Raw genomic sequence first — 21,591 nt, 5'->3', positions numbered from 1 at the left:
AGGGAGGACAAAAGGGATGCTGCGCTTGGGACGGCGTGAATTCGGGCCGCACGAGCCGGTGATCATGGCGATCGTGAACCGGACCCCGGACTCCTTCTACGACCAGGGCGCCACCTTCCGGGACGAGCCGGCGCTCGCCCGCGTCGAGCAGGCCGTGGCCGAGGGGGCGGCGATCATCGACATCGGCGGAGTGAAGGCGGGCCCCGGCGAGGAGGTCACGGCCGAGGAGGAGGCGCGGCGCACGGTCGGTTTCGTCGCCGAGGTCCGCCGCCGCCATCCCGATGTCGTCATCAGCGTGGACACCTGGCGGGCGGACGTCGGCGCGGCGGTCTGCGAGGCCGGCGCGGACGTCCTGAACGACGCGTGGGGCGGGGTCGACCCCGGACTCGCCGAGGTCGCCGCGAAGTACGGCGCGGGGCTCGTGTGCACGCACGCGGGTGGCGCGGAGCCGCGGACGCGGCCGCACCGCGTGGAGTACGAAGACGTGATGGCCGACATCCTGCGGGTCACCGTGGGGCTCGCCGAGCGGGCGGTCGCGCTCGGGGTGCGGCGGGACGCGATCATGATCGACCCGGGCCACGACTTCGGGAAGAACACCCGGCACAGCCTGGAGGCGACGCGGCGGCTCGGGGAGATGGCGGAGACGGGCTGGCCGGTGCTCGTGTCCCTGTCCAACAAGGACTTCGTCGGCGAGACGCTCGACCGGCCGGTGAAGGAGCGGGTCCTCGGGACCCTGGCGACGACCGCCGTGTCCGCCTGGCTGGGGGCGCGGGTGTACCGGGTGCACGAGGTCGCCGAGACGCGGCAGGTGCTCGACATGGTGGCGTCCATCGCCGGGCACCGGGCGCCGGCCGTGGCGCGGCGCGGGCTGGCGTAGCCCGGCGCGGGACGCACCCGGAAGGACCGACCCCGCGAGGGCGGAACCCCCTGAGGGCGGACCCGGCGGGGCGGAACGAGGCGGGAGGGAACGGGGCGGGGGCGACGGGAGACCGTCGCCCCCGCCCCGTGGACCGCTACTTGCCCGTCTCCTTCGTCACCAGCGCCACCGCCTCGTCCACGTCGTCCGTGACGTGGAAGAGGAGCAGGTCCCGCTCCGAGGCCTTGCCGCCCGCGACGACCGAGTCGCGGAGCCAGTCCACGAGGCCCTTCCAGTACTCCGTGCCGAAGAGGACGATCGGGAAGCGGGTGACCTTGCGGGTCTGGACCAGCGTCAGCGCCTCGAAGAGCTCGTCGAGGGTGCCGAGGCCGCCGGGCAGGACCACGAAGCCCTGCGCGTACTTCACGAACATCGTCTTGCGGACGAAGAAGTAGCGGAAGTTCACGCCGATGTCGACGTGCGGGTTGAGCCCCTGCTCGAAGGGGAGCTCGATGCCGAGGCCCACCGAGACGCCCTTGGCCTCCCGGGCCCCCTTGTTGGCCGCCTCCATGGCGCCGGGGCCGCCGCCCGTGATGACCGCGAAGCCGGCCTCCACGAGCGCCTTGCCGATCCGTACGCCCGCCTCGTACTCCGACGAGTCCGGCTTGGTGCGGGCCGAGCCGAAGACGCTGATCGCGCTCGGCAGTTCGGCGAGGGCGCCGAAGCCCTCGACGAACTCGGACTGGATGCGCATGACCCGCCAGGGGTCGGTGTGCACCCATTCCGAGTCGCCCTCGGTGTCGAGCAGCCGCTGGTCCGTGGTGCCCGGCTGGACCTGGTCCCGGCGCCTGAGCACCGGCCCGAGCCGCTGCTCCTCCGGCTTCGTCTCCCCTTCAGGGATACCCATGGCCTGCTCCCTCCGTCGATCCAACGATCTTCTGGTCCGGTCAGCGTAGGACCACAGAGGTGACGAAATGCGAAATTACGGGAGTCGGGACGAGGGAAGTCGGGCGGTCAGGCGGTCAGCCAGTCGCGCAGCCGTGCCTCGCAGTGGTGGATCCGGTCGACGGGCACGTGCTCGTCCCGCTTGTGCGCGTAGATGGGGTCGCCGGGGCCGTAGTTGACCGCGGGCACCCCGAGGGCGCTGAAGCGGGCCACGTCGGTCCAGCCGAACTTGGGCTGGGCGCTGCCGCCGACGGCCTTCATGAAGGCCTCCGCGGCCGGGTGGGAGAGGCCGGGCAGGGCGCCGGGGCTCTCGTCGTCGACCACGAGGTCGGCGATGTCGCAGTCGGCGAAGAACTCGCGGACGTACGCCAGCGCCTCGGCCGGCGAGCGGTCGGGGGCGTAGCGGTAGTTGACCGTGACCGTGCACGCGTCGGGGATGACGTTGGTGGCGACGCCGCCCTGGATCGCGACGGCGTTGAGGCCCTCGTGGTACTCCAGGCCGTCGATGACCGGCTTGCGCGGCTCGTACGCGGCGAGGCGGGCCAGGATCGGGGCGGCGGAGTGGATGGCGTTGGAGCCCATCCAGGAGCGCGCGGAGTGGGCCCGCTCGCCCGCGGTGTGCAGGATCACGCGGAGCGTGCCCTGGCAGCCGCCCTCGACCTGGGCGTCGGAGGGCTCCAGGAGGACGGCGAAGTCGCCCTCCAGCCAGTCGGGGTGCGCCTCGGCGATCTTCCCGAGGCCGTTGAGGTGGGCGGCCACCTCCTCGTTGTCGTAGAAGACGAACGTGAGGTCGCGGTTGGGCTCGGGGACGGTGGCGGCGATCCGCAGCTGGACGGCGACGCCGGACTTCATGTCCGAGGTGCCGCAGCCCCACAGGATGCCGTCCTCGTCGAGCCGCGAGGGCACGTTGTCGGCGATCGGCACGGTGTCGATGTGGCCGGCGAGCACGACCCGCTCGCCGCGGCCGAGGCTCGTACGGGCCACGACGTTGTTCCCGTACCGGTCGACCGTGAGGTGCGGCAGGGCGCGCAGTGCCTGCTCGATGGCGTCCGCGAGCGGCTGCTCGGTCCCGCTGACGGACGGGAAGTCGACGAGGGCGGCGGTGAGCGCGGCCCCGTCCTGGGACAGGTCGAGGGGCGTGTCGAGCGGGGTGATGTCAGCCATGTGCCGACCCTAACGCGGCCTCCAGTACGGTGGGCCCCGTGTCCGAGCCCATCCGCCCCCGCCGTCGCGGCCGCCTCGCCCGTTCCGCGGCCGCCTTCGCAGCGCTCCTCGGCCTCGCCTCGTACGTGGCCTTCCACCAGATGACGGGGAGTGCCGGCACGCCCCGGTGCAGTGTCGGCACCGGGGACAACCGGTACGAGTTCACTCCGGAGCAGGCGTCGAACGCCGCGATGATCTCCGCCGTGGGCACCACCCGGGGCCTGCCGGAGCGGGCGGTGACCATCGCCCTCGCGACGGCGCTCCAGGAGTCGGCGCTGCGGAACATCGAGCACGGCGACCGGGACTCCCTCGGCCTCTTCCAGCAGCGGCCGTCGATGGGCTGGGGAACGCCGGCGCAGATCATGGACCCGGTGTACGCGTCGGGGAAGTTCTACGACGGTCTGGAGAAGGTCCCGGGGTATTCGCGGCTGCCGCTGACGGTGGCGGCGCAGAAGGTGCAGAAGAGCGGTTTCCCGCAGGCGTACGCGAAGCACGAGCCGGACGCCACCCTGCTCTCGGCCGCGCTGACGGGCCGGGCGCCGGCCGCCCTGTCCTGTACGGCGAGCGAGGCCGAGGGCCGTCCGGGTGATCCCGAGAAGGTGCGCGCGGAGCTGGTGCGCGCCTTCGGCGAGAAGGCGGCTCCGACGGCCGTGACGGGCGGCCCGAGCGCGGGCCGGTCGGCGGCCGAGCCGCCGGTGCTCGTGGTGCCGGTCCGGTCGACGGCCGGGTCCCGGGAGGCGGCCGCGGACGCGCGGCGCGGCTGGGCGCTGGCGCAGTGGGCCGTGGCGCGGGCGGAGACGCTGCGCATCGCGGAGGTCGTGTACGGGGACCGGGTGTGGCGCGCGGGTGAGGCGCGGGGAGGCTGGTCGAAGGTCTCGGGGTCTTCGAAGTCGTCCTCGAAGTCGTCTTCGGAGGGGTCCTCGGAGGGGTCCGAGGGGTCCGCCGACACCCCGGGCACGCCTGCCTCCGGCGGGGAGTACGTCCGCGTGCGCCTCGCCCAGTAGTCGATCGGGAGCCGATCACCCGTGCGGTGATTCACTCGCCCGTGGCATGCCACCGGTGCGCGTCCGGAGAAATTCACGACCCTTCCGCGCCGCCTTTCGCGCACCGCGCCCCGCCCTCCCAATTCCCTTACGGGGCAAGGGAAGTGACGGTTCGGCAGACGGCTACACAATGACGTGTTCGTCCGTTTTCCTCCCCACCCGACAATACGACGCATTACCAATCCTTTACCTTCGACGGCCGCAACCCAACCCGCCCCAGGGCCGGTTGTCACTGTGTCCGAACAACACCTCGCACCTCGTCGAAGGAGCACCATGTCCCTCCCCCTGACCCGTCGGATCGCCCGCGCCGCCCTCCTCATCGCGGCCGGAGCAGCCCCCGTGGTCGGTGCGGCCGGCTCCGCGAGCGCCCTGGACCACAACCTCGCGCCGACCGGCGCCCTCGGCGGCGTCTCCGCCCTGGACGCCGCCGGTGCGGGCACCGCCGTCGACAGCGCCTCGCAGACCGCCACCGGCGTCGTCGGCGCCACCGGCAGCCAGGCCGTCGGCACGGCCGTCCCCGCCGCCGGCAAGACGATCGGCGCGGCGGGCAAGACCGCCACCCCGGCCGCCCAGCAGGTCGCCGGTGACACCGCGGGCAGCGCGGGCGAGGTCGTCGGCAAGACCGCCGGCGCCGCCACCGAGAGCGCGGAGGGCCCGACCGGCGGCGCCCTGGGCGGCGGCCTCGGCGGCCTGCCGACCGGCCAGACGCTCGGCGGCCTGCCCGTCGGCCGCTGACCCGGCCGGGAACCGTCGCGCGGAAGGGCCCGGGGAGCGGATGCTCCCCGGGCCCTTCCGTATGCCGTCTGCACGGCCGTGCCCGTGGCCGTCCGTATGGCCGTCCGTATGGCCGTCCGTAAGCCCTGGACGGTCAGCCGAGCCGCTTGACCGCCGCCGCGACCCGCTCGTCCGTCGCCGTGAACGCGACCCGCACGAACCGCTCCCCCGCCTCGCCGTAGAAGTCGCCCGGCGCCACGAGAATGCCCTTCTCCGCCAGGTACGCCACGGTCTCCCAGCACGGCTCGTCCCGGGTCGCCCACAGGTACAGGCTCGCCTCGCTGTGCTCGATCCGGAAGCCGTGCGCCTCCAGGGCCGCCCGCAGCGCCGCCCGGCGGGCCGCGTACCGCTCCCGCTGCTCGGCCACGTGCGCGTCGTCGCCGAGCGCCGCGACCGTCGCCGCCTGCACCGGCGCCGCCGTCATCATGCCGCCGTGCTTGCGGATCTGCAGCAGCTCGCCGAGCACGGCCGCGTCGCCCGCGATGAACGCGGCCCGGTAGCCGGCCAGGTTGGAGCGCTTGGACAGCGAGTGGACGGCGACGATGCCCTCGTACGAACCGCCGCAGACGTCCGGGTGCAGCACGGAGACCGGGTCGGCCTCCCAGCCCAGCTCCAGGTAGCACTCGTCGGAGAAGACGAGGACACCGTGCTCGCGCGCCCAGGCCACGATCCGGGTCAGCTCGTCCTTGGAGAGGACCTTGCCGGTCGGGTTGGACGGGGAGTTGAGCCAGAGCAGCCTGAGCCCGGCCGGGTCCAGCGCGCCCCCCGCGGGATCAGCCGCGAACGCCTCGGTGTCGTAGACGACGGCCTCCGCGCCACAGAGCCGCGCGCCCACCTCGTACGTCGGGTACGCGAGCCGGGGGTACGCCACCCGGTCGCCCGCGCCGAGACCCAGCTGCGTCGGCAGCCAGGCCACCAGCTCCTTGGAACCCACCACCGGCAGCACGTTCTCGTGGGCGAGGTCCACCGCGCCCAGCCGCCGCCCGCACCAGCCGGTCAGCGCGTCCCGCAGCTCCTTCGTCCCCCACACCGTCGGATAGCCCGGTGAGTCCGCCGCCGCGACCAGGGCCTCGCGGATCAGCGCGGGGACCGGGTCGACGGGCGTGCCGACCGAGAGGTCCACGATTCCGTCGGGGTGCGCCACGGCCGTCTTCTTGTACGGCTCCAGCTTGTCCCAGGGGAAGACGGGCAGGCGCGAAGAGACTGCGCTCACGGGTTGGCTCTCACTTCCTGTACGTGCGCGGGTGAGGCGTCGGGAAACGCCTCGGTCCCGTACGGCGGCCGACGCCGTACGGGACCGGATGCGACCTGAAGCGGTCGATCAGCCGTTCTGCGGCGGCAGGGCGGCGATGAAGGGGTGGTCGCGCTCGATCTCGCCGAGCTTGGAGGCACCACCGGGCGAGCCGAGCTCGTCGAAGAACTCGACGTTCGCCTTGTAGTAGTCCTTCCACTCCTCCGGGGTGTCGTCCTCGTAGAAGATCGCCTCGACCGGGCAGACCGGCTCACAGGCCCCGCAGTCGACGCATTCGTCCGGGTGGATGTACAAGGACCGCTTGCCCTCGTAGATGCAGTCGACGGGGCACTCCTCGATGCACGCCTTGTCCTTCACGTCGACACAAGGCTGCGCGATGACGTAGGTCACGCTGTCGTTCCTCCTCGATAGGGCTGGTCTGCGCGGGAGCGCGGCGTCGTCGATGCCCGCACCTAGTATCTCCGTTCTTGGGGGCGATCCGAACAGGAGGGGCGGAGAAGCTGTGGAATTCACCGGCGGAGGACGCCTGAAGGTCCGAATCACCAGCGCTGACGTGGGAAAACGTGTCTCCGTTCGGTACGTGACGGACTCAGCGGCCGCGGGTGAGAAGTTCACCGACGCGGTCGGCGTTCTCACATCATGGGACAACTCTGTGCTGCTGATCACACGAAAGAGCGGCGAGAGCGTCCGGATCGCGGAATCCACCCTGGTCGCGGGGAAGATCGTCCCGCCCGCCCCGGCCCGCCGGCGCGGCCCCTCCGCCACCTTCCCCGAGCTGGCCCGCGCCACCGCGCGCGCGTGGCGGCCGGTCGAGAGCGAGGCGCTCGGCGAGTGGACCCTGCGGGCCTCCGACGGCTTCACACGGCGGGCCAACTCGGTCCTCCCGCTCGGCGAGCCCGGTCTGCCGATCGCCGACGCCCTGACACACGTACGCGCGTGGTACGAGGCCAGGAGCCTCCCCGCGTACATCCAGACCGCCACCGGCGCCGAGGGCACCCAGGAGCTGCTCTGCGCGGCCCTCGACCGGCACGGCTGGCGGCGCGAGGTCTCCGCCGAGGTACGGATCGCGGCGCTGGCCCCGATCGGCGACCTGGACGCCGACGTCTCCGCCGTACGCCTGGCCCGCACCGTCGACGACGCGTGGCTCCGCCGCTATCAGCGCTTCGCCGAACCGGGCCCGGCTGTACGGTCGGTGCTGACGTCCGGCCCGAGTGTGTGGTTCGCATCCGTGGCGGGCACGGGAGAGGTACCGGCGGCGATCGGACGGTGCGTGGTCGACGGACGCTGGGCCGGCTTCATGGCCGTCGAGGTGGACCCCGAGCAGCGGCGCCGGGGCCTGGCGACGTCCGTCATGACGGCGCTCGCCCGGCAGGCCCTCGACGAGGGCGCGTCGGCGGCCTGGCTCCAGGTGGAGGCGGACAACGACGGCGCGCGGGCGCTGTACGACGGGATGGGCTTCGCGCCGCACCACCACTACCACCACTACCGATGGGCGGAGGCGTGACAGAGGCGTGACGGAGGACGTACCACCACCGGAGGACGGGCCGGAGGACGGGCCACCACGGCGGGGCGGGGCAGCGGGGGACGCCTTCGAGAGCCCGGACCCGCCCGACTGGCGGCGGGAGTTCGCGGAGGAGGCGCGGTCGGAGCGGCCCGACCTCGCCCGGCTCTGCCTGCTGATCGGAGCGGTGGCCGACCCCACCGTCACCCGGCACGTCCTGAACGAGGCCGAGATCGAACTCGACCGCCTCGCCGGGCTCGTCCCGTACGCCACCCGGATCGTCGGCGACTGGGCCACCGCCCTCGCCGACCTCCTCGGCAGTCGGGAGGGCTTCGAGGGCGTGCCCGCCGACTACCAGCGTCTGGAGTCCTCGCTCCTGCACGAGGTGCTCAGACGCCGCCGCGGCCTGCCGATCCTGCTCTCCGTCGTCTGGATGGAGGTCGCACGGCGGGCCGGCGCCCCCGTGTACGGGCTCGGGCTGCCCGGCCACTTCGTCGTGGGCTTCGGCGACCCCGCCGACCTGAACCTCGCCGACCCCTTCGCGGGCGGCCGCGCCATGACGGGCCCGGACGCGGAGCTCCTGGTGACGAGCGCGACGGGCGAGGCCCTCGACCGCTCGATGCTCCGGCCCGCCGAACCCGGCGCGATCGTGCTGCGGGTCCTCAACAACATCCGCGCCTGGGCGGCCCCCCGCCCGGAACGCTCCGACGTGGCCCTGTGGGCGGTCGAGCTCTCCCTGCTCCTCCCCTCCCACCCGGCGAGACTCCGCTACGAGCGCGCCGAGCTGCTCGTCCAGCGCGGGGACTTCCTCACGGGGGCCGCGGAGATGGAGGCGTACGCGCAGGTCATGGACGCGGTGGACCCGGAGTCGGCGACGACGATCCGGCGCCGGGCGCAGGCGGCGCGGGCACGGCTCAACTAGGACGTGACCGGAGGGCCGCACCCTGCGGGAGGGGCGCCCAACTCGCGGCGCCCGCACAGCCCTTAGACTCCCCTGGCGTTCTCGGGGGAGGGTGACGACAGCATGCAGCCATGCGGGCCGAACGATCCGTCGCAGGTGGGGCCGTTCCGTACGGTCGCGGTGCTCGGGCAGGGCGGGATGGGCCGGGTCCTGCTCGGGACGGCGGCGAACGGACAGCTCGTCGCCGTCAAGCAGGTGCACGCCGATCTGGCCGACGACGCCGGGTTCCGATCACGGTTCCGGCGGGAGGTCGACGCCTCGCGCCGGGTGTCCGGCGCCTACACGGCACCGGTGGTCGAGGCCGACCCGGACGCGGAGACACCGTGGCTGGCGTCGCTGTTCCTGCCGGGGCCTTCGCTGAGCGAGGCGGTGGCCGCGTCGGAGGCGAGGGCGCCGGCGGCGGTACCGGGGCCCGCGGGGGCGTCCGCACCCGTCGGGCTGCCCGAGGAGGCCGTACGGCGGCTCACCGCAGGTCTCGCGCAGGCCCTCGCCGACATCCACCGGGCCGGGCTCGTCCACCGCGACCTCAAGCCGTCGAACGTGCTGCTCACCGACGACGGCGTCCGCGTCATCGACTTCGGCATCGCGCGCGCCGCCGACCAGATGACCAAGCTGACCCACACGGGCGCGCTCATCGGCTCCCCCGCGTTCATGGCACCCGAGCAGGTCCGTGGCGAGGCCCCGACGCCCGCCACGGACGTGTTCGCGCTCGGGGCCACGCTGGTGGTGGCCTGCACGGGGACCACGCCGTTCAGCGGCACCTCGGTCCCCGCCCTCATGCACTCCATCGCCCACGCCGAACCCGTCCTCGACGGCGTACCGCCGGGCCTGCGCGGGATCGTCGCGGCCTGCCTGGCCAAGGACCCGGCCCTGCGGCCCTCGCCGCAGGACGTCCTCGCCATGATCGGCCCGGTGGCCCCGCTGCGGCGGCCGTGGCCGGAGGACGTGCAGCGGCGGATCGCGGAGCAGGCGGCGGAGATCGAGCGGCTGGTGAGCACGGTCCCGGCACAGGCGGGACCGGCCGCGACCGTACCCGTGCCCGTACGGCGTTCCCGACGGCAGCGCCGGTGGATCGCCGCAGCCGTGACCGCCGGGGCCCTCGCCGTCACCGGGGCCGTGTTCGTCGCGACGGGCTGGGCGGCGGAGATGTACTACATGGTCGTGCCGGAACCCGTACCGACACCGGGGAACGTACCGCTGAACCAGGTGACCGACACGTACACGGGCACGATCCCGAGCTGCGCTGAGGCCGGGACGGCTCTGACACGACCCCCCGGCTTCACCCCGTTCCCGGTCAAGGACGGCGGGCCGCCGACCACCTCGGCGGACGGACAGCAGAACCAGTGCACCTGGAACACCCGCTCGGGCGACGAGATCGTCGTCATCTGGAGCGTCTACCGGTCGAAGAACGGCGGGCTCACCGGAGCCGAGCAGTCGAAGTCCCACTACGAGGGGATGTACATACGCGGCAAGACCCTGCGCGTCTCCACGCTCGACTTCGTGCAGGAGGCCCTCTGGTACAAGCCGGACGGCAAGTACTGCGTGCTGTACGGCCGGGACGTGAACGCCGAGCTGTTCGTCCTGGTGAAGGGCACGAACTACCCCGTGGGGACGTGCGAGGCCGTGACCGAGGAAACCGGGAAGCAGGCCATGGCGGCGCTGAAGGCGAAGGCCCAGGGGAAGACCCAGGCGCAGGGCGCCCGGTGATGCGGCCCCTGGGACCCACCGACCCGCGCACCGCCGGTCCGTACCGGCTGCTCTCCGAGCTCGGACGCGGCGGCATGGGACGCGTGTTCCTGGGCGCCGCGCCGGACGGGCGGCTCGCCGCCGTGAAGCAGGTGCACGCGCGCCTCGCCGCCGACGAGGACTTCCGCGCCCGGTTCCGGCGCGAGGTCGTGGCCTCGCGGAGGGTGTCCGGCGCGTGCACGGCGGCCGTGATGGACGCCGACACCGAGGCCGCCACTCCCTGGCTCGCCTCGGTCTTCGTCGCCGGGCCGTCGCTCGGCGCGGCGGTCGAGCGGTCCGGGACACTGCCCGTGGAGACGGTACGGCGGCTCGCCGTGCAGCTGGCGACGGCGCTGGACGAGATCCACCGGGCGGGGCTCGTGCACCGCGACCTGAAGCCCGAGAACGTCCTGCTCGCGGAGGACGGTGCCCGGGTCATCGACTTCGGGATCGCGCGGGCGGCGGAGGCGGGAGCCGGGCACGTCACCGAGCTGACGGGGACGGGGCTGGTGGTCGGGTCACCCGCGTTCATGTCACCCGAGCAGGCCGAGGGGAAGGAACTCGGCCCGGCGAGCGACGTGTTCTCGCTCGGCTCGGTCCTGGCGCTCGCGTCGACCGGGGCGAGCCCGTTCGCCGGACCCTCGACCTTCCAGGCCCTGTACAACGTCGTCCACACGGAGCCGGACCTCACCGCCGTACCGGCCGAACTGCGCCCGCTCGTGACCTGGTGCCTGGCGAAGGACCCGGGGGCCCGCCCGACGCCCGCGCAGCTCCTCGCGGCGCTGGGGCCGACGGCGCCGGTGGCACGACAGTGGCCGCCGGCGGTGCACGCGGCGATCGCGGAACAGCGGCGGGACATCGACCGGCTGCTGGCCGGCGGGGACGACGACCATGGCGGGGAGCGGACCGTGGTCCTGCCGCCGGGCGGCGGCGCGGCCACGCCGACCGCCGTGGCCACGCGGGTGGACGCGGCACCGGCCCGCCGCCCCCGCCGGACCGGAAGGTTCGCCGCCACCGTGGTGGTTCTGGCCGTGCTGGGCGGCGGGGCCTGGTGGTACCTGAAGGACGATGTCCTCGGAGCCGGACCGCCGGACCGCTTCGTCGCGATGCCGGTCTGCGCGGAGGTGGCCGCGAAACTGCCGGTGCCGGGGGATCGACGCCCCGACCAGGACCAGTACACCGACTACTCGGACAGCGCGCAGACCAGCTGTTCCTGGAACGACAAGGACGAGCCGCAGCCGGACGGCTGGAACTACTACGCGCACGCGGTGGTCCGCTGGGAGCTGCGCCGCAGCGCGGGCACGAACGAGAACGGCACGCGGCGCCAGGAGCAGGAGTTCGCCGACGACGCGGAGGGCGAACGCCGGGAAAGGGGCCTCACGTTCGCGGACGAGGCCTTCTGGAGCGCTCCGAGCAACGGTGAGACGACGTGCACGCTGTACGTCCGCAAGGGGAACCTGGTGGTGTACGTGTCGCTGGGCGGCGAGCGGCACCCGGCGGAGACCTGCGAGGACGAGGCCAGGAAGATCTCGGCGGCGGCGGTGTCGGCGATGCCGAGCACGTCCTGAGGGGGCTGGGGGCAGGATCGGGGCCGGCCGGCCACGGACGAGGAGCGGCGCGGTGGAGCAGAGCCAGGGCTTGGGCCGTCCGTACGCGCGCGAACGCCGCCTCCGAGTTGTAAGGGGGCGGGGCGACCGGATTCGAACCGGCGTCCTCCGAGATGCCATCGCGGCGCATTACCTCTGTGCTACGACCCCGCCCTTGGGATGATCTTAACGGGGGAAGGGGCGGGGGACGAGGGGATTTCGGAGAGACCCTCGCCCGCGATCACACGCACCTGGGCGGTCCAGGACGCGTGGCCGTGGGCGTGGGCAGGCTCCCAGACGACGTCGACCTCGGTCTGGTGGAGGGTGCGGGCCAGGTCCTGGACGTCGAGGACGGCTGCGGCCCGTGCGTCGCGGGGGTCGGCGTCGGCGGGGACGCCGGGGAGGCAGCCTCCGCAGATGATGCCGCCGTTGGCGACGATCAGACTGCGCCGCCACCCGTCCGGCGTCGAAGACAGGATGAGGCCCTCGGGCAGGGGGAAGGGAGGCTTCGGCTTCTTCGGGCGCCGGTGCTGACGGGCCATGGAACGACCTAGGTCCAGGGTGGGGGTCTGGGGGTTTCTGGGGCGAGTGCGCTTGTGGGCTTCTGGTGCGCCCACCCCAAGAGCCCAAGAGACCCGCACCACCCACCGGGCGTCCCCGGCAGGTGGCCGTGGCCGTGGGTCAGACCTGCCAGTACTTGCGGATGTACCCCGTCAGCGTCGCGCTCGCGTGCGCGTGGTCCAGCAGGTTGACCTTGGCGTTCATCGTGCCGCCACCCGTCGAGTCCTCGAAGTTGCCCTCACCCCGAAGGATCTTGAACGTGCCGGACGGGTACACCATCGTGTCCGACGACAGCGGCGCGGAGAGCTCGTAGCTGATGAAGAGCTTGTCCCCGTCGCTCTCCGTCATCGTCGCCGTCCCCTTGATGTCGTACTTGCCAGGGACGGTCGCGGTACACGCCACCTCGTCCTGCGCCCAGGTCGCAGCGTTGACCGGCGCCCCGCCGGCGGTCCCCGTCCCGACCACCTTGTAGCCGTTACAGCCCACGGTGTCCGGGTGCGTGGTCGCGACCACGCCGAAGTTCACGCTGATGGTGACCGTGGGCGGGTTCTCGATCGCGAACGACGTTCCGGCCATCCCGCCGAAAATCATCGCCGATGCGGCTCCCACGCCCGATATGCGCGCAGCCCAACGACGAGCAGTTCCTGCCATGTCATCCCCCGGATATGATGCGGACTTTGTCCAACGAGGCCTGTGTGCAGGCCCGTTGCAGACAGTTTCCCGGTCCGGGGGCTCCCCCGTCGAGCTTTTAAGACTATTTTCTGCTTTTTAGTTTGGGATCCGGAATTAACCGTTCATTCGCGCGAACAGCCCTACGCGAGCCATTGCGCGCCTTCCCCCGACGCCCGCCCGCCCGGCGGCACAATGCGGCCATGCCGCTGACCGCAGACATCCTCGTCGCCCTCGTCGCCCTGCTGCACGCCTACATCCTCGTGATGGAGATGTTCCTGTGGGAGAAGGAGACCGGCCGTCGCTTCTCCGGCTTCGACGCGAAGATGGCGCGCGACACCGCCGCCATGGCCGCCAACCAAGGGCTCTACAACGGCTTCCTCGCCGCCGGGCTCGTCTGGGGCCTCATCGCCGACGACCCGATCGCCTTCCGCGTCCGGGTCTTCTTCCTGTCCTGCGTCGTCATCGCCGGCCTCTACGGCGCCGCCACGGCCAACCGCCGCATCCTGTTCGCCCAGGCCCTACCCGGCGCGCTCGCCCTCTCCGCCGTCCTGGTCGCCCACTACTGAGACGTCCACTTCAGACCGTCCACGAACGGCGCCCGGGCGACGGCGCCGAACAGCAACGCCGGGCCATCCGGAACCTTGGAGTCCGGTACCGGGACAGAGCAGCTGCAGGCGTCGTTCACTGCGTGCCGGTCGCGTTGTCACGCGTGCACCCCTGTCGAGGCTAACGTGAGCCACGCCGCCGTGTGACCGGAACAACACACAGAGCGAAAGGCTCGCGATGCACTCCCCTCACGGCCCGGGCGCCTTCGTCGCCCATACGGGCACCGACGTCTACGGTCCCGGCAAGGTCATCGCCGTGGACGGCGCCCATCGACGGGTGCGGTTCACGCGCTTCGTGGCGACGATCCACGCCTCCGACCTTCGGGCCGCCTCCCCCGCCGAGACCCGGGAGATCCGGGCCTGGCTGCGGGCCAAGCAGCAGCGGTACGGCGGTGAGTGGTGATCACCCCGCGCGTCTCCCGCGACGGCGGGCGCATCTGGTCGCCCCACCGTGCCTTCCGGCCGCGCCCCGGTCCCGTACCGGTGCAGTCCGCCCCGCGCCATCCGCCCTGTGCCTGTCCGGGGTGTGTCGCCAGGCGCGGTCCGGACACCTGACGCCCCCACGCGCCGAGCCCCCGGCCGGATTTTCGGGCGGGGGCTCGGAACGTGTCGCTCGGGCTGTCAGGCCTTCGGGTTCAGGTCGATCGTCTTGGTGCGTTCGGCCTTGGTCTTGCCGAGGAGCGCCTCGCGCATCACGGAGGCCACGTCGTCGGGCGAGACCTCCCGCTTGGTGCCGTCGGCCTTGTTGATCATGATGCCCTTGAAGGCGCCGTCGAGGAGCCGCTCGATCGCCTTCGTGTCGTAGACCGCCTCCAGGCGGCCGCCGGCGGCCTTCATGGAGATGATCTGCGGCAGCGAGCGCGCCGGGCCGAACTGGATCTCCCTGCCGCCCGCCTTGATGGTGATGCGGTCGGACATCGCGGGCGTCGCGAACTCCTTCATCGCCCGGTCCAGTTCGGTCTTGCTGATGCTCGGCTGCCGGGTGGTGACCGGCAGCTCGACCAGCCTGGTCTGGCCCGTCTCCACCTGGGCGCGGAAGGCGTCCCGTACGGAGATCATCGAGCGCTGGACGTCGAGGCCCTTGCCGGGCTTGCCCTCGACGGGCGTCACCTTGTTCGGGGCGAACAGGATCGTGCCCTCGGTCGCCGAGGCGGACGTGCCGGCCAGATCGGCGAGGGTGACGGCGAGCTTCTCCTCGTCGACCGGGAAGACCGGCTTGGCGACCCGCTCGCCGCCGAAGAGGGATCCGATGACCGAGACGGGGTTGTAGTCGCTGCCCGCGGCGGCGCGGACGGTCTCCACGCTGTCGAGCGCCAGGCCCGCCTTGTCGGGGGCGAGCTGGACCTTCTTGCCGCCGATGCCGAGCTGGAGCGGGGTCCCGGCGCGCTTGCCGAGGGCCGCGTCCAGCTTGTTGACGGCCTCCTCCTTCGTGCCGCCGCCGATGTCCACGCCGAGGACGGTGGTCCCCTTCGGGACGTCGGAGTGGTTGAGGAGCAGCCCGGCGCCGTAGGCGACGCCGGCGAGGCCGAGGACTCCGGCGGCGACGAGGACGAGCTTGGAACGGCCCTTCTTCGCCGGCGCGGTGCGGTTGGGGGCGGGCGCGGGGGCCGGGGTGGCCTGCTCCTCGATGCGGGTGGGCTTCGGGCGGGCCGCGCTCGGCGGGACGACCGGGATGCCGCTGGTGAGGGTGTCGCCGGAGACGTGGCCGTTGGCACCGCCGTCGGCCGGTCGTCCGGGTCCGCCCTTTCCGCCAGGACCGCCCGGACCGCCCCTGCCGGGGGTGGTCGGCGCGGGTGCCTGCGGGGTGAGGATCGCGGTGTCGTCGGTCATGCGGGGGGCGCCGCCGGGGAACGGGGAGCCCGCGCCCTGGCCCGGTCCCGAGGGTCCGGCCAGGCCGGCGAGTCCGCCCTGGGTGCCCGGTCCGCCCAGCGACGCGGTGCCCGTGACCGGGCCGGTCGTGGGGCCGGTCGGCGCGGCGGGGCCGCGGTACGCGGGCGTGCCGCCGGGCGGCGTGCCCGGGTACATCGGGGTGCCGGCGGCGGGGGTGCCGTCGTAGAGCGGGTTTCCGGCGCCCGGGTGCGCGGCGCCGGGGTTGCCGTCGTACCTCGGTGAGCCGCCGGCGGGGGTCCCGTCGTACATCGGGGTTCCGCCGGCCGGCGTGCCGGTGTACATGGGGGTACCGCCCGCGGGCGTGCCCGTGTACATCGGTGTGCCGCCCGCGGGCGTGCCGCCGTCGTACAGGGGGTTGCCTCCGGTGGGCCTGCCCTGGGTGACCGGGCGGCTCGACGGGGCGGTGCCGACGGTCGGGACGCCGGAGGTCGCGGAGCCGGCGAAGCCGGTGCCCCGGTCGTCCGGTCCGGTGGTGGCCGGAGCGGGCTTCGGGGTCGGGGCGGGTGCCGGGGGCAGCGCGGGCTCGGGGGCCGGGCTCGGGGGCGCCGTCTTGCGGGGCGCGAACCAGTCGCTCGTCTCCTTCGCCTTCGGCGTCTCCTCGGCCTGCGGCGGCTCGGGGGCCGCCGTCGGCTCGGGCTCCGGCTCCGGGGCGGGAGCGGGCTCCGGCGCGGTGGCCGGTGGCGCCGTGGGCGACTCGTTGACGGTGGTGCGGACCACGACCGGCGGGATCGGACGCGAACCCGGGATGTTGATCCGGATCCGGGTCGTCAGCGTCGTCTCGGTCTTGGGCTCCTCCGGCGGTGCGGGCGCGGCGGCGGTCTCCTCCGGCGCGTCCTGCGAGGGGTGGAGCGACGGATACTGGCGGGATCCGTACGGCGGTGTACCCGAGGGGTACGCGGCTCCACCGCGCCCCTGGGCGCCGGAGGACGAACTGTCAGTCTCTCGACCAGTTTCACGACTCAAAGCAGGATCTCCCGGTTGGCTCCACCGCCCGCTCTTGCTGATGCTCGTATGTCCCGGGCGGTTCGGCGGCGCGCACCACCATACTGGGCGCCGCCGTCACATAGCTGACCCCTGGGTGACTGACGACGGTCAATCCGGCCGAAGTCAGGGCGTCCGCGGACTCAAGTCGTCCTGTTCACGGGATCGGTCGGGGCAGCCGGGCGAGCGTGGTGCACATCACAGCGATCGCCATGCCACCGAAGAGGTAGAGCAGCTCGCCGACGCCTCCGCCGAACACCCCGTCGCCCTCCGGGCGTCCGAGGCTGAGCAGGATGACGGCGACGAGCCAGCCGACGCCGCCCGCGACGACGCCGGTCTGGGTCTCGGTGGCCCGCAGCCCGCCGTAGAAGAGGGCGGCGGTGGCCAGGAGGGCGAGGATCAAGCCGACGGGGAGCCAGGCGGCTTGGACGAGGGCGCCGGCGGTTCCGACGAGGACGCCGAGGACGACCAGGCCCGCGTACCAGGCGAATCGGGCGTTACGGGAGACGGTGGACGCGGTGCGCGCGGCCGGTCCGTGGGGCGGGGTGGGCTTCGCGGGGGTCGCGGGCGGCTTGGGGCTCATGCGCTCACTCCGGCGAAGAGGTCCGTCTCGCGGGTGCCCGCGGGGGCGCCGGGGACGCCTCGCACCAACTCGTAGTACTCGGTGGTGAAGATCGGCTGGCCGAGGTCGTTCGAGAGGGCGAAGAACGGGCCGTCGACCGCGACTTGGGTGGCGTGCGCGGCCATCGCCGCGCTCTTGCGGGCGGTGTGCTCGGGTCCCGCGTCGATCTCGGCGGTGATCCGGTCCTCGTCGACGACGCCGGGGACGTCGTCGATCGCGGCGGCGGCCGGGAAGGCGGAGCCCTCGGCGCGCAGCCGGGCGAAGCCGGCCTCGGCGACCGGGCGCGGGACCCGGTTCCAGTAGATCTTGGCGATCGTGTGGGCGGGTCCGAGGTCGGGGCGGTAGGCCGGTTCGGCGGCGAGTTCCGCGGCGCGCATGGCGACCCGGTGGGCCTGGATGTGGTCCGGGTGTCCGTAGCCGCCGTCGGGGTCGTAGGTGACGAGGACCTGCGGGCGGGTCTCCCTGATGACCTCGACGAGGTACGGGGCGGCGGTGTCGACGTCCGTGTTCCAGAAGGCGTTGGCGCGCTTGTTCTGTTCGACGCCCATCATTCCGGAGTCGCGGAAGCGCCCGGGGCCGCCGAGGAACCGGTGGTCGGTGACGCCGAGCTCGGCCATCGCGGCGGCGAGTTCGCCGACGCGGTACGGGCCGAGCCGGTCCTCCCGGTCGGGGGCAAGATGGGCGAGCTCGGGCGGGATGACCTCGCCCTCCTCGCCGAGCGTGCAGGTGACCAGGGTGACGAGGGCGCCCTCGGCCGCGTACCTGGCCATGGTGGCGCCGTTGTTGATCGACTCGTCGTCCGGGTGCGCGTGCACGAGCAGCAGACGGCGGGCGGGGAGATCGGACATGTCCCCACCCTACGAGGTCGTCGCGCGGGGGCGCGCTCAGAACTTGAGGCCGCCGACCATGTTCGCCACGTTCGTGGTGAGGGTGCTGATGGACGGGGCGATGGACGAGCTCGCCAGGTAGAAGCCCAGGAGCGCGCTGACCGCCGCGTGACCAGCCTTCAATCCGGATTTCCGGATCAGAAGGAAGACGACGATCGCCAGCAGCACCACCACGGAGATCGAGAGTGCCACGGCGGTTCACCTCCACACTTCTTCGGTCGGATATTCGATTGGTTCGGTCGATCAGCATGTGCCAGGGGGCAGGCCCGTCGGATGCATACCCACCTAGCGCTACGGATCATAACTATCCGTGCGGCCGCATCGATCGGCGGACGGAGGCACGAGGGGGGCGCACAGCGCTAGTTTCAGCCGCATGACCTCGTCTCGACAGCAGCCGGCCACACCCCCTGCCGGGCTCTCCTTCCCCCGCCGTCACGCCCGTACCCAGCGGTTCACCCTGGGGGTTCCGCGGGCCTTCTCGGTCTCCCCCGACGGGGAGCGCGTCGTGTTCGTCAGGGCCGCGTCCGGTGTGGACCGTACGCACCGGCTCTGGGTCCTCGACCTGCCTCGCGACGGCGGCGCGCCCGTGGAGCGGGTGGCGGCCGACCCGGAGGTGCTGCTCGCGGGCGGCGAGGAGGAGTTGTCGCCGCAGGAGCGGGCGCGCCGGGAGCGGAGCCGGGAGGGCTCGGCCGGTGTGGTGGCGTACGCGGTGGACGGGGCCGTGGAGTTGGCGGCCTTCGCCCTGTCGGGGCGGCTGTTCGCGGCGGAGCTGCGGGCGGGGACGGCGCGGGAGCTGCCGGTGCCGGGGCCGGTGATCGACCCCCGGCCCTCGCCGGACGGGCGCCTGGTCGCGTACGTGACGGAGGGCGCGCTGCGGGTGGTGGGCGCGGACGGTTCGGGCGACCGGGAGCTGGCCGTTCCGGAGGATGCGCATGTGTCCTACGGATTGGCCGAATTCATCGCCTCGGAGGAGATGACCCGGGACCGGGGTTTCTGGTGGTCCCCCGACTCGGACCGGCTGCTCGTGGCCCGTGCCGACGACCGGGCGGTACGGCGCTGGTGGATCGCCGACCCGGCGCATCCGGACCGGGAGCCGCAGCCGGTGGCGTACCCGGCGGCGGGTACGGCCAACGCGGAGGTGCGGCTGTTCGTCGTGGACCTCGCCGGGGGCCGCACGGAGGTGGTGTGGGACCGGGAGCGGTATCCGTACCTCGCGCGCGTGCACTGGTCTGCGGCCGGGGCGCCGCTGCTGCTCGTCCAGGAGCGGGACCAGCGGGAGCAGCTGTTCCTCGCGGTGGACCCGGAGTCCGGGGAGACGAGGACGGTACGGGCGGAGCGGGACCCGGTGTGGCTGGAGGTGCTGCCGGGGGTGCCGACGTGGGCTCCCCCGGGGCTCGGCCCGGGTGGTGACGACGGGCGGCTCGTGCGACTCACGGACGAGACCGGGGCACGGGCCCTGGCCGTGGGCGACGAGGTGCTGACGGGTGCCGCGCTGCATGTCCGGGCGGTGCTCGACGTCGGGGAGGACGACGTCCTCGTGTCGGCGTCGGCGGGCGCGGAGGCGACGCTCCCGGAGACCGGCGAGGTCCATGTGTACCGGGTGACCGGTGAGGGCGCGGAGCGCCTGTCCGAGGGCGTCGGCGTGCACGGCGCGGTGCGTTCCGGGGCGGTGACCGTGCTGGTGTCGGCGCGGCCGGAGACGCCGGGGAGCGTGGCGCGGGTGCTGCGGGGCGGCGAGCAGGTCGCGGTGGTGGCCTCGTACGCCCAGGATCCGGTGCTCCGCGCGCGCGTGCGGCTCACGGAGGCCGGCGCGCGGCGGATCCCGTGCGCGGTGCTGCTTCCGTCGGGGTACGCCGAGGGCGACGGGCCGCTGCCGGTCCTGATGGATCCGTACGGCGGTCCGCACGGGCCGCGGGTGCTCGCCGCGCACAACGCGCATCTGACGTCCCAGTGGTTCGCCGACCAGGGCTTCGCGGTGGTCGTGGCGGACGGGCGGGGCACGCCGGGCCGCTCCCCCGCCTGGGAGAAGGCGATCGCGCGGGACTTCGGGCCGACCCTCGACGACCAGGTGGACGCGCTCCAGGGCCTCGCCGGGCGTTTCCCGCTGGACCTGGAGCGGGTGGCGATCCGGGGCTGGTCGTACGGCGGCTATCTGGCGGCGCGGGCGGTGCTGCGGCGCCCCGACGTGTTCCACGCGGCGGTGGTGGGGGCGCCGGTGACGGACTGGCGGCTGTACGACACCCACTACACCGAGCGGTACCTCGGCACTCCGCAGGACGATCCCGAGGTGTACGCGGCGCAGTCACTGGTCACCGACGACGGGCTCTCCGCTCCGGAGGTGCCCGCGCGGCCGATGATGATCGTCCACGGACTCGCGGACGACAACGTGGTCGTCGCGCACGCGCTGCGGCTCTCCTCGGCGCTCCTCGCGGCGGGCCGGCCGCACGAGGTGCTGCCGCTGTCGGGGGTCACTCACATGACGCCGCAGGAGCAGGTCGCGGAGAACCTGCTGCTGCTCCAGGTGGACTTCCTGAAGCGGTCCCTCGGCGGGACGCGGGACTGAGTCACCAGCCGGGCGGCGGCGGGTAGGGCGGGGCCGGGGGCGGCATCCCGGCCGGCGGGTACGGGCTCGGCGCGCCGGCGGGGGCGCCGCGCCCGGCGAGCAGGACGAGCACCGCGATGCCGGCGAGCAGCCCGAAGAAGGCGGTGAGGACGCTCAGCCGGCCGGTGCTCGGGAGGTCCATGAAGTCGCCGAGCAGTTCGTAGCGGGTGGTCCTGGCGACCTCGGCGAGGCCGCCGGCCGCCAGGAACGCTCCGGCGAGCAGCCCGAAGGCCCGGCTGTGGCGGGCCCGTAAGAAGGCGGAGACGGCGGCGGTCCCGTACAGGGCGACGAGGATCAGCGACAGCCAGCCGGGCGGCGGCGCGAGGGCCGCCTTCATGATGGACCGGCCGCCGGTGAAGCGGTCGACGGTGATCTCCAGGGGCAGTTCGGTGGCCCAGTACAGCTCCCAGAGGGCCACGACGAGCGCGCCGGCCGTGAGGAGGACTCCGGCGGCGACGGCGGGGCCGGTACGCGGGCGCGTGGGGAGCGGCTCGTACGAGGCGGCGGGCGGGCGGCGGCCGACGGCCGCGGTGACGATCAGACCGGCGGCGAGGGCGAGTTCGAGGAGGGCGGTGACGAGGGCGCCGCTGTCGGGCTCCCAGAGGCCGGGGAGGCGCAGGGCCAGCGTGACGGTGCCGGTGGCGGCGAGCGCGGAGGCCGCGTGCCGGGAGCGGAGCGCGGCGGCCGCGGCGGCGGCGGAGACGACGAGCAGCACGGCGTCGATCAGGGAGGTGGCGGACCGTCCCCGGATGAGGAAGTGGTGGTCACCGGCCCAGTACCAGGCGAGGTCGGCGGGTGAGCCGAGCGCGGCGAGGTCCTTGAGGATCCACACGGCTGCGGTGAGGGCGAGCGCGGCGCAGAGCGCGGCGCCCGTGAGACGTGCCGGTCGTGTCACAGTCACGGTCCCGATACTCACGGTCGCCAC

22 protein-coding genes and 1 tRNA gene are annotated in these 21,591 nt (G+C 73.4%); 10 read left to right on the top strand and 13 right to left on the bottom strand.

The features are described from left to right. The first annotated feature begins 16 nt into the window (after positions 1–16). Positions 17–877, top strand: coding sequence for a dihydropteroate synthase (gene folP, locus ACIP8Z_RS24440; RefSeq protein ID WP_402086812.1), 861 nt, complete (start codon positions 17–19; stop codon positions 875–877). A 136-nt stretch (positions 878–1,013) separates the two neighbouring features. On the opposite strand, the gene ACIP8Z_RS24435 is transcribed toward folP, so the two are convergent. Both ACIP8Z_RS24435 and dapE read right to left on the bottom strand, forming a co-directional pair. Continuing rightward, a complete protein-coding gene (locus ACIP8Z_RS24435) occupies positions 1,014–1,763 on the bottom strand; it encodes a TIGR00730 family Rossman fold protein (protein ID WP_402086809.1) in 750 nt (249 codons plus the stop codon). 107 nt (positions 1,764–1,870) lie between these two features. Next, positions 1,871–2,965: a succinyl-diaminopimelate desuccinylase gene (gene dapE, locus ACIP8Z_RS24430; RefSeq protein ID WP_402086806.1), complete on the bottom strand. Its 1,095-nt coding sequence runs from the start codon at positions 2,963–2,965 to the stop codon at positions 1,871–1,873. A gap of 29 nt (positions 2,966–2,994) precedes the next feature. Between dapE and ACIP8Z_RS24425 the strand changes: the two genes are divergently transcribed. Both ACIP8Z_RS24425 and ACIP8Z_RS24420 read left to right on the top strand, forming a co-directional pair. Next, positions 2,995–4,008: a hypothetical protein gene (locus tag ACIP8Z_RS24425; RefSeq protein WP_402086804.1), complete on the top strand. Its 1,014-nt coding sequence runs from the start codon at positions 2,995–2,997 to the stop codon at positions 4,006–4,008. 312 nt (positions 4,009–4,320) lie between these two features. Further along, positions 4,321–4,782 carry an ATP-binding protein gene (locus tag ACIP8Z_RS24420; RefSeq protein ID WP_402086802.1) on the top strand — a complete coding sequence of 154 codons (462 nt, stop codon included), beginning with the start codon at positions 4,321–4,323 and terminating at the stop codon, positions 4,780–4,782. A gap of 133 nt (positions 4,783–4,915) precedes the next feature. Here ACIP8Z_RS24420 and dapC read toward each other — a convergent pair whose 3' ends face one another. Together dapC and fdxA are read right to left on the bottom strand one after the other, a co-directional pair. Beyond that, positions 4,916–6,034, bottom strand: coding sequence for a succinyldiaminopimelate transaminase (gene dapC / locus ACIP8Z_RS24415; protein WP_402086799.1), 1,119 nt, complete (start codon positions 6,032–6,034; stop codon positions 4,916–4,918). Between the two features lie 108 nt (positions 6,035–6,142). Beyond that, positions 6,143–6,463, bottom strand: a complete 321-nt coding sequence (fdxA, locus tag ACIP8Z_RS24410) for a ferredoxin (RefSeq protein WP_015035968.1) — start codon at positions 6,461–6,463, stop codon at positions 6,143–6,145. Positions 6,464–6,575: 112 nt separating this feature from the next. On the opposite strand from fdxA, the gene ACIP8Z_RS24405 reads away from it, so the two are divergent. The 4 genes from ACIP8Z_RS24405 (at position 6,576) to ACIP8Z_RS24390 (ending at position 11,828) form a co-directional block, all read left to right on the top strand. After that, positions 6,576–7,577, top strand: a complete 1,002-nt coding sequence (locus tag ACIP8Z_RS24405; RefSeq protein ID WP_402086796.1) for a GNAT family N-acetyltransferase — start codon at positions 6,576–6,578, stop codon at positions 7,575–7,577. Between the two features lie 7 nt (positions 7,578–7,584). After that, on the top strand, positions 7,585–8,496 hold the full coding sequence (locus ACIP8Z_RS24400) for a tetratricopeptide repeat protein (protein ID WP_402086794.1): 912 nt from the start codon (positions 7,585–7,587) through the stop codon (positions 8,494–8,496). A gap of 102 nt (positions 8,497–8,598) precedes the next feature. Continuing rightward, entirely contained in the window at positions 8,599–10,242 is a 1,644-nt protein-coding gene (locus ACIP8Z_RS24395) for a serine/threonine-protein kinase (protein ID WP_402086791.1), read from the top strand. Continuing rightward, entirely contained in the window at positions 10,242–11,828 is a 1,587-nt protein-coding gene (locus ACIP8Z_RS24390; RefSeq protein WP_402086788.1) for a serine/threonine-protein kinase, read from the top strand. The genes ACIP8Z_RS24395 and ACIP8Z_RS24390 overlap by 1 nt, the downstream gene beginning before the upstream one ends. 116 nt (positions 11,829–11,944) lie before the next feature. Here ACIP8Z_RS24390 and ACIP8Z_RS24385 read toward each other — a convergent pair. The 3 genes from ACIP8Z_RS24385 to ACIP8Z_RS24375 form a co-directional block, all read right to left on the bottom strand. Further along, positions 11,945–12,019 (bottom strand) — tRNA-Ala (locus tag ACIP8Z_RS24385). Continuing rightward, the gene (locus ACIP8Z_RS24380; RefSeq protein WP_402086785.1) at positions 12,008–12,388 is read right to left on the bottom strand and encodes a hypothetical protein; all 381 of its coding nucleotides are present in this window, start codon (positions 12,386–12,388) and stop codon (positions 12,008–12,010) included. The genes ACIP8Z_RS24385 and ACIP8Z_RS24380 overlap by 12 nt, the downstream gene beginning before the upstream one ends. A gap of 139 nt (positions 12,389–12,527) precedes the next feature. Continuing rightward, positions 12,528–12,983, bottom strand: coding sequence for a hypothetical protein (locus ACIP8Z_RS24375; RefSeq protein WP_402086782.1), 456 nt, complete (start codon positions 12,981–12,983; stop codon positions 12,528–12,530). A gap of 296 nt (positions 12,984–13,279) precedes the next feature. Here ACIP8Z_RS24375 and ACIP8Z_RS24370 point away from each other — a divergent pair, with 296 nt between their 5' ends. Continuing rightward, positions 13,280–13,645, top strand: a complete 366-nt coding sequence (locus ACIP8Z_RS24370; protein ID WP_402086779.1) for a DUF1304 domain-containing protein — start codon at positions 13,280–13,282, stop codon at positions 13,643–13,645. Here the strand turns inward: ACIP8Z_RS24370 and ACIP8Z_RS24365 are convergent. After that, entirely contained in the window at positions 13,639–13,764 is a 126-nt protein-coding gene (locus ACIP8Z_RS24365) for a DUF397 domain-containing protein (RefSeq protein WP_402086776.1), read from the bottom strand. The two genes, ACIP8Z_RS24370 and ACIP8Z_RS24365, sit on opposite strands and share 7 nt — an antisense overlap. A 98-nt stretch (positions 13,765–13,862) precedes the next feature. Between ACIP8Z_RS24365 and ACIP8Z_RS24360 the strand changes: the two genes are divergently transcribed. Continuing rightward, on the top strand, positions 13,863–14,087 hold the full coding sequence (locus ACIP8Z_RS24360; protein ID WP_402086773.1) for a hypothetical protein: 225 nt from the start codon (positions 13,863–13,865) through the stop codon (positions 14,085–14,087). Positions 14,088–14,305: 218 nt separating this feature from the next. Here ACIP8Z_RS24360 and ACIP8Z_RS24355 read toward each other — a convergent pair whose 3' ends face one another. The 4 genes from ACIP8Z_RS24355 to ACIP8Z_RS24340 all read right to left on the bottom strand — a co-directional run bounded on the left by ACIP8Z_RS24355 (position 14,306) and on the right by ACIP8Z_RS24340 (position 18,256). Next, positions 14,306–16,537 (bottom strand): hypothetical protein, encoded by a 2,232-nt coding sequence (locus ACIP8Z_RS24355; RefSeq protein WP_402086770.1) that lies wholly within the window; start codon positions 16,535–16,537, stop codon positions 14,306–14,308. Between the two features lie 175 nt (positions 16,538–16,712). After that, positions 16,713–17,138 (bottom strand): DUF6113 family protein, encoded by a 426-nt coding sequence (locus tag ACIP8Z_RS24350; RefSeq protein ID WP_402086767.1) that lies wholly within the window; start codon positions 17,136–17,138, stop codon positions 16,713–16,715. Beyond that, positions 17,135–18,025 (bottom strand): N-acetyl-1-D-myo-inositol-2-amino-2-deoxy-alpha-D-glucopyranoside deacetylase, encoded by an 891-nt coding sequence (gene mshB / locus ACIP8Z_RS24345; RefSeq protein ID WP_402086765.1) that lies wholly within the window; start codon positions 18,023–18,025, stop codon positions 17,135–17,137. The genes ACIP8Z_RS24350 and mshB overlap by 4 nt, the downstream gene beginning before the upstream one ends. A gap of 36 nt (positions 18,026–18,061) precedes the next feature. Beyond that, the gene (locus ACIP8Z_RS24340) at positions 18,062–18,256 is read right to left on the bottom strand and encodes a hypothetical protein (protein ID WP_187622349.1); all 195 of its coding nucleotides are present in this window, start codon (positions 18,254–18,256) and stop codon (positions 18,062–18,064) included. A gap of 181 nt (positions 18,257–18,437) precedes the next feature. Between ACIP8Z_RS24340 and ACIP8Z_RS24335 the strand changes: the two genes are divergently transcribed. Then, positions 18,438–20,627, top strand: coding sequence for a prolyl oligopeptidase family serine peptidase (locus ACIP8Z_RS24335; RefSeq protein WP_402086762.1), 2,190 nt, complete (start codon positions 18,438–18,440; stop codon positions 20,625–20,627). 1 nt (position 20,628) lies between these two features. On the opposite strand, the gene ACIP8Z_RS24330 is transcribed toward ACIP8Z_RS24335, so the two are convergent. Then, positions 20,629–21,567: a hypothetical protein gene (locus ACIP8Z_RS24330; RefSeq protein WP_402086759.1), complete on the bottom strand. Its 939-nt coding sequence runs from the start codon at positions 21,565–21,567 to the stop codon at positions 20,629–20,631. Positions 21,568–21,591 lie beyond the last annotated feature (24 nt).

Source organism: Streptomyces sp. NPDC088553, assembly GCF_044752965.1.
In the GTDB taxonomy this organism is placed as follows: Bacteria; Actinomycetota; Actinomycetes; order Streptomycetales; family Streptomycetaceae; genus Streptomyces.
The sequence above is the reverse complement of the archived record's forward strand: the minus strand, read 5'-3'. Positions and strand labels throughout refer to the sequence as shown.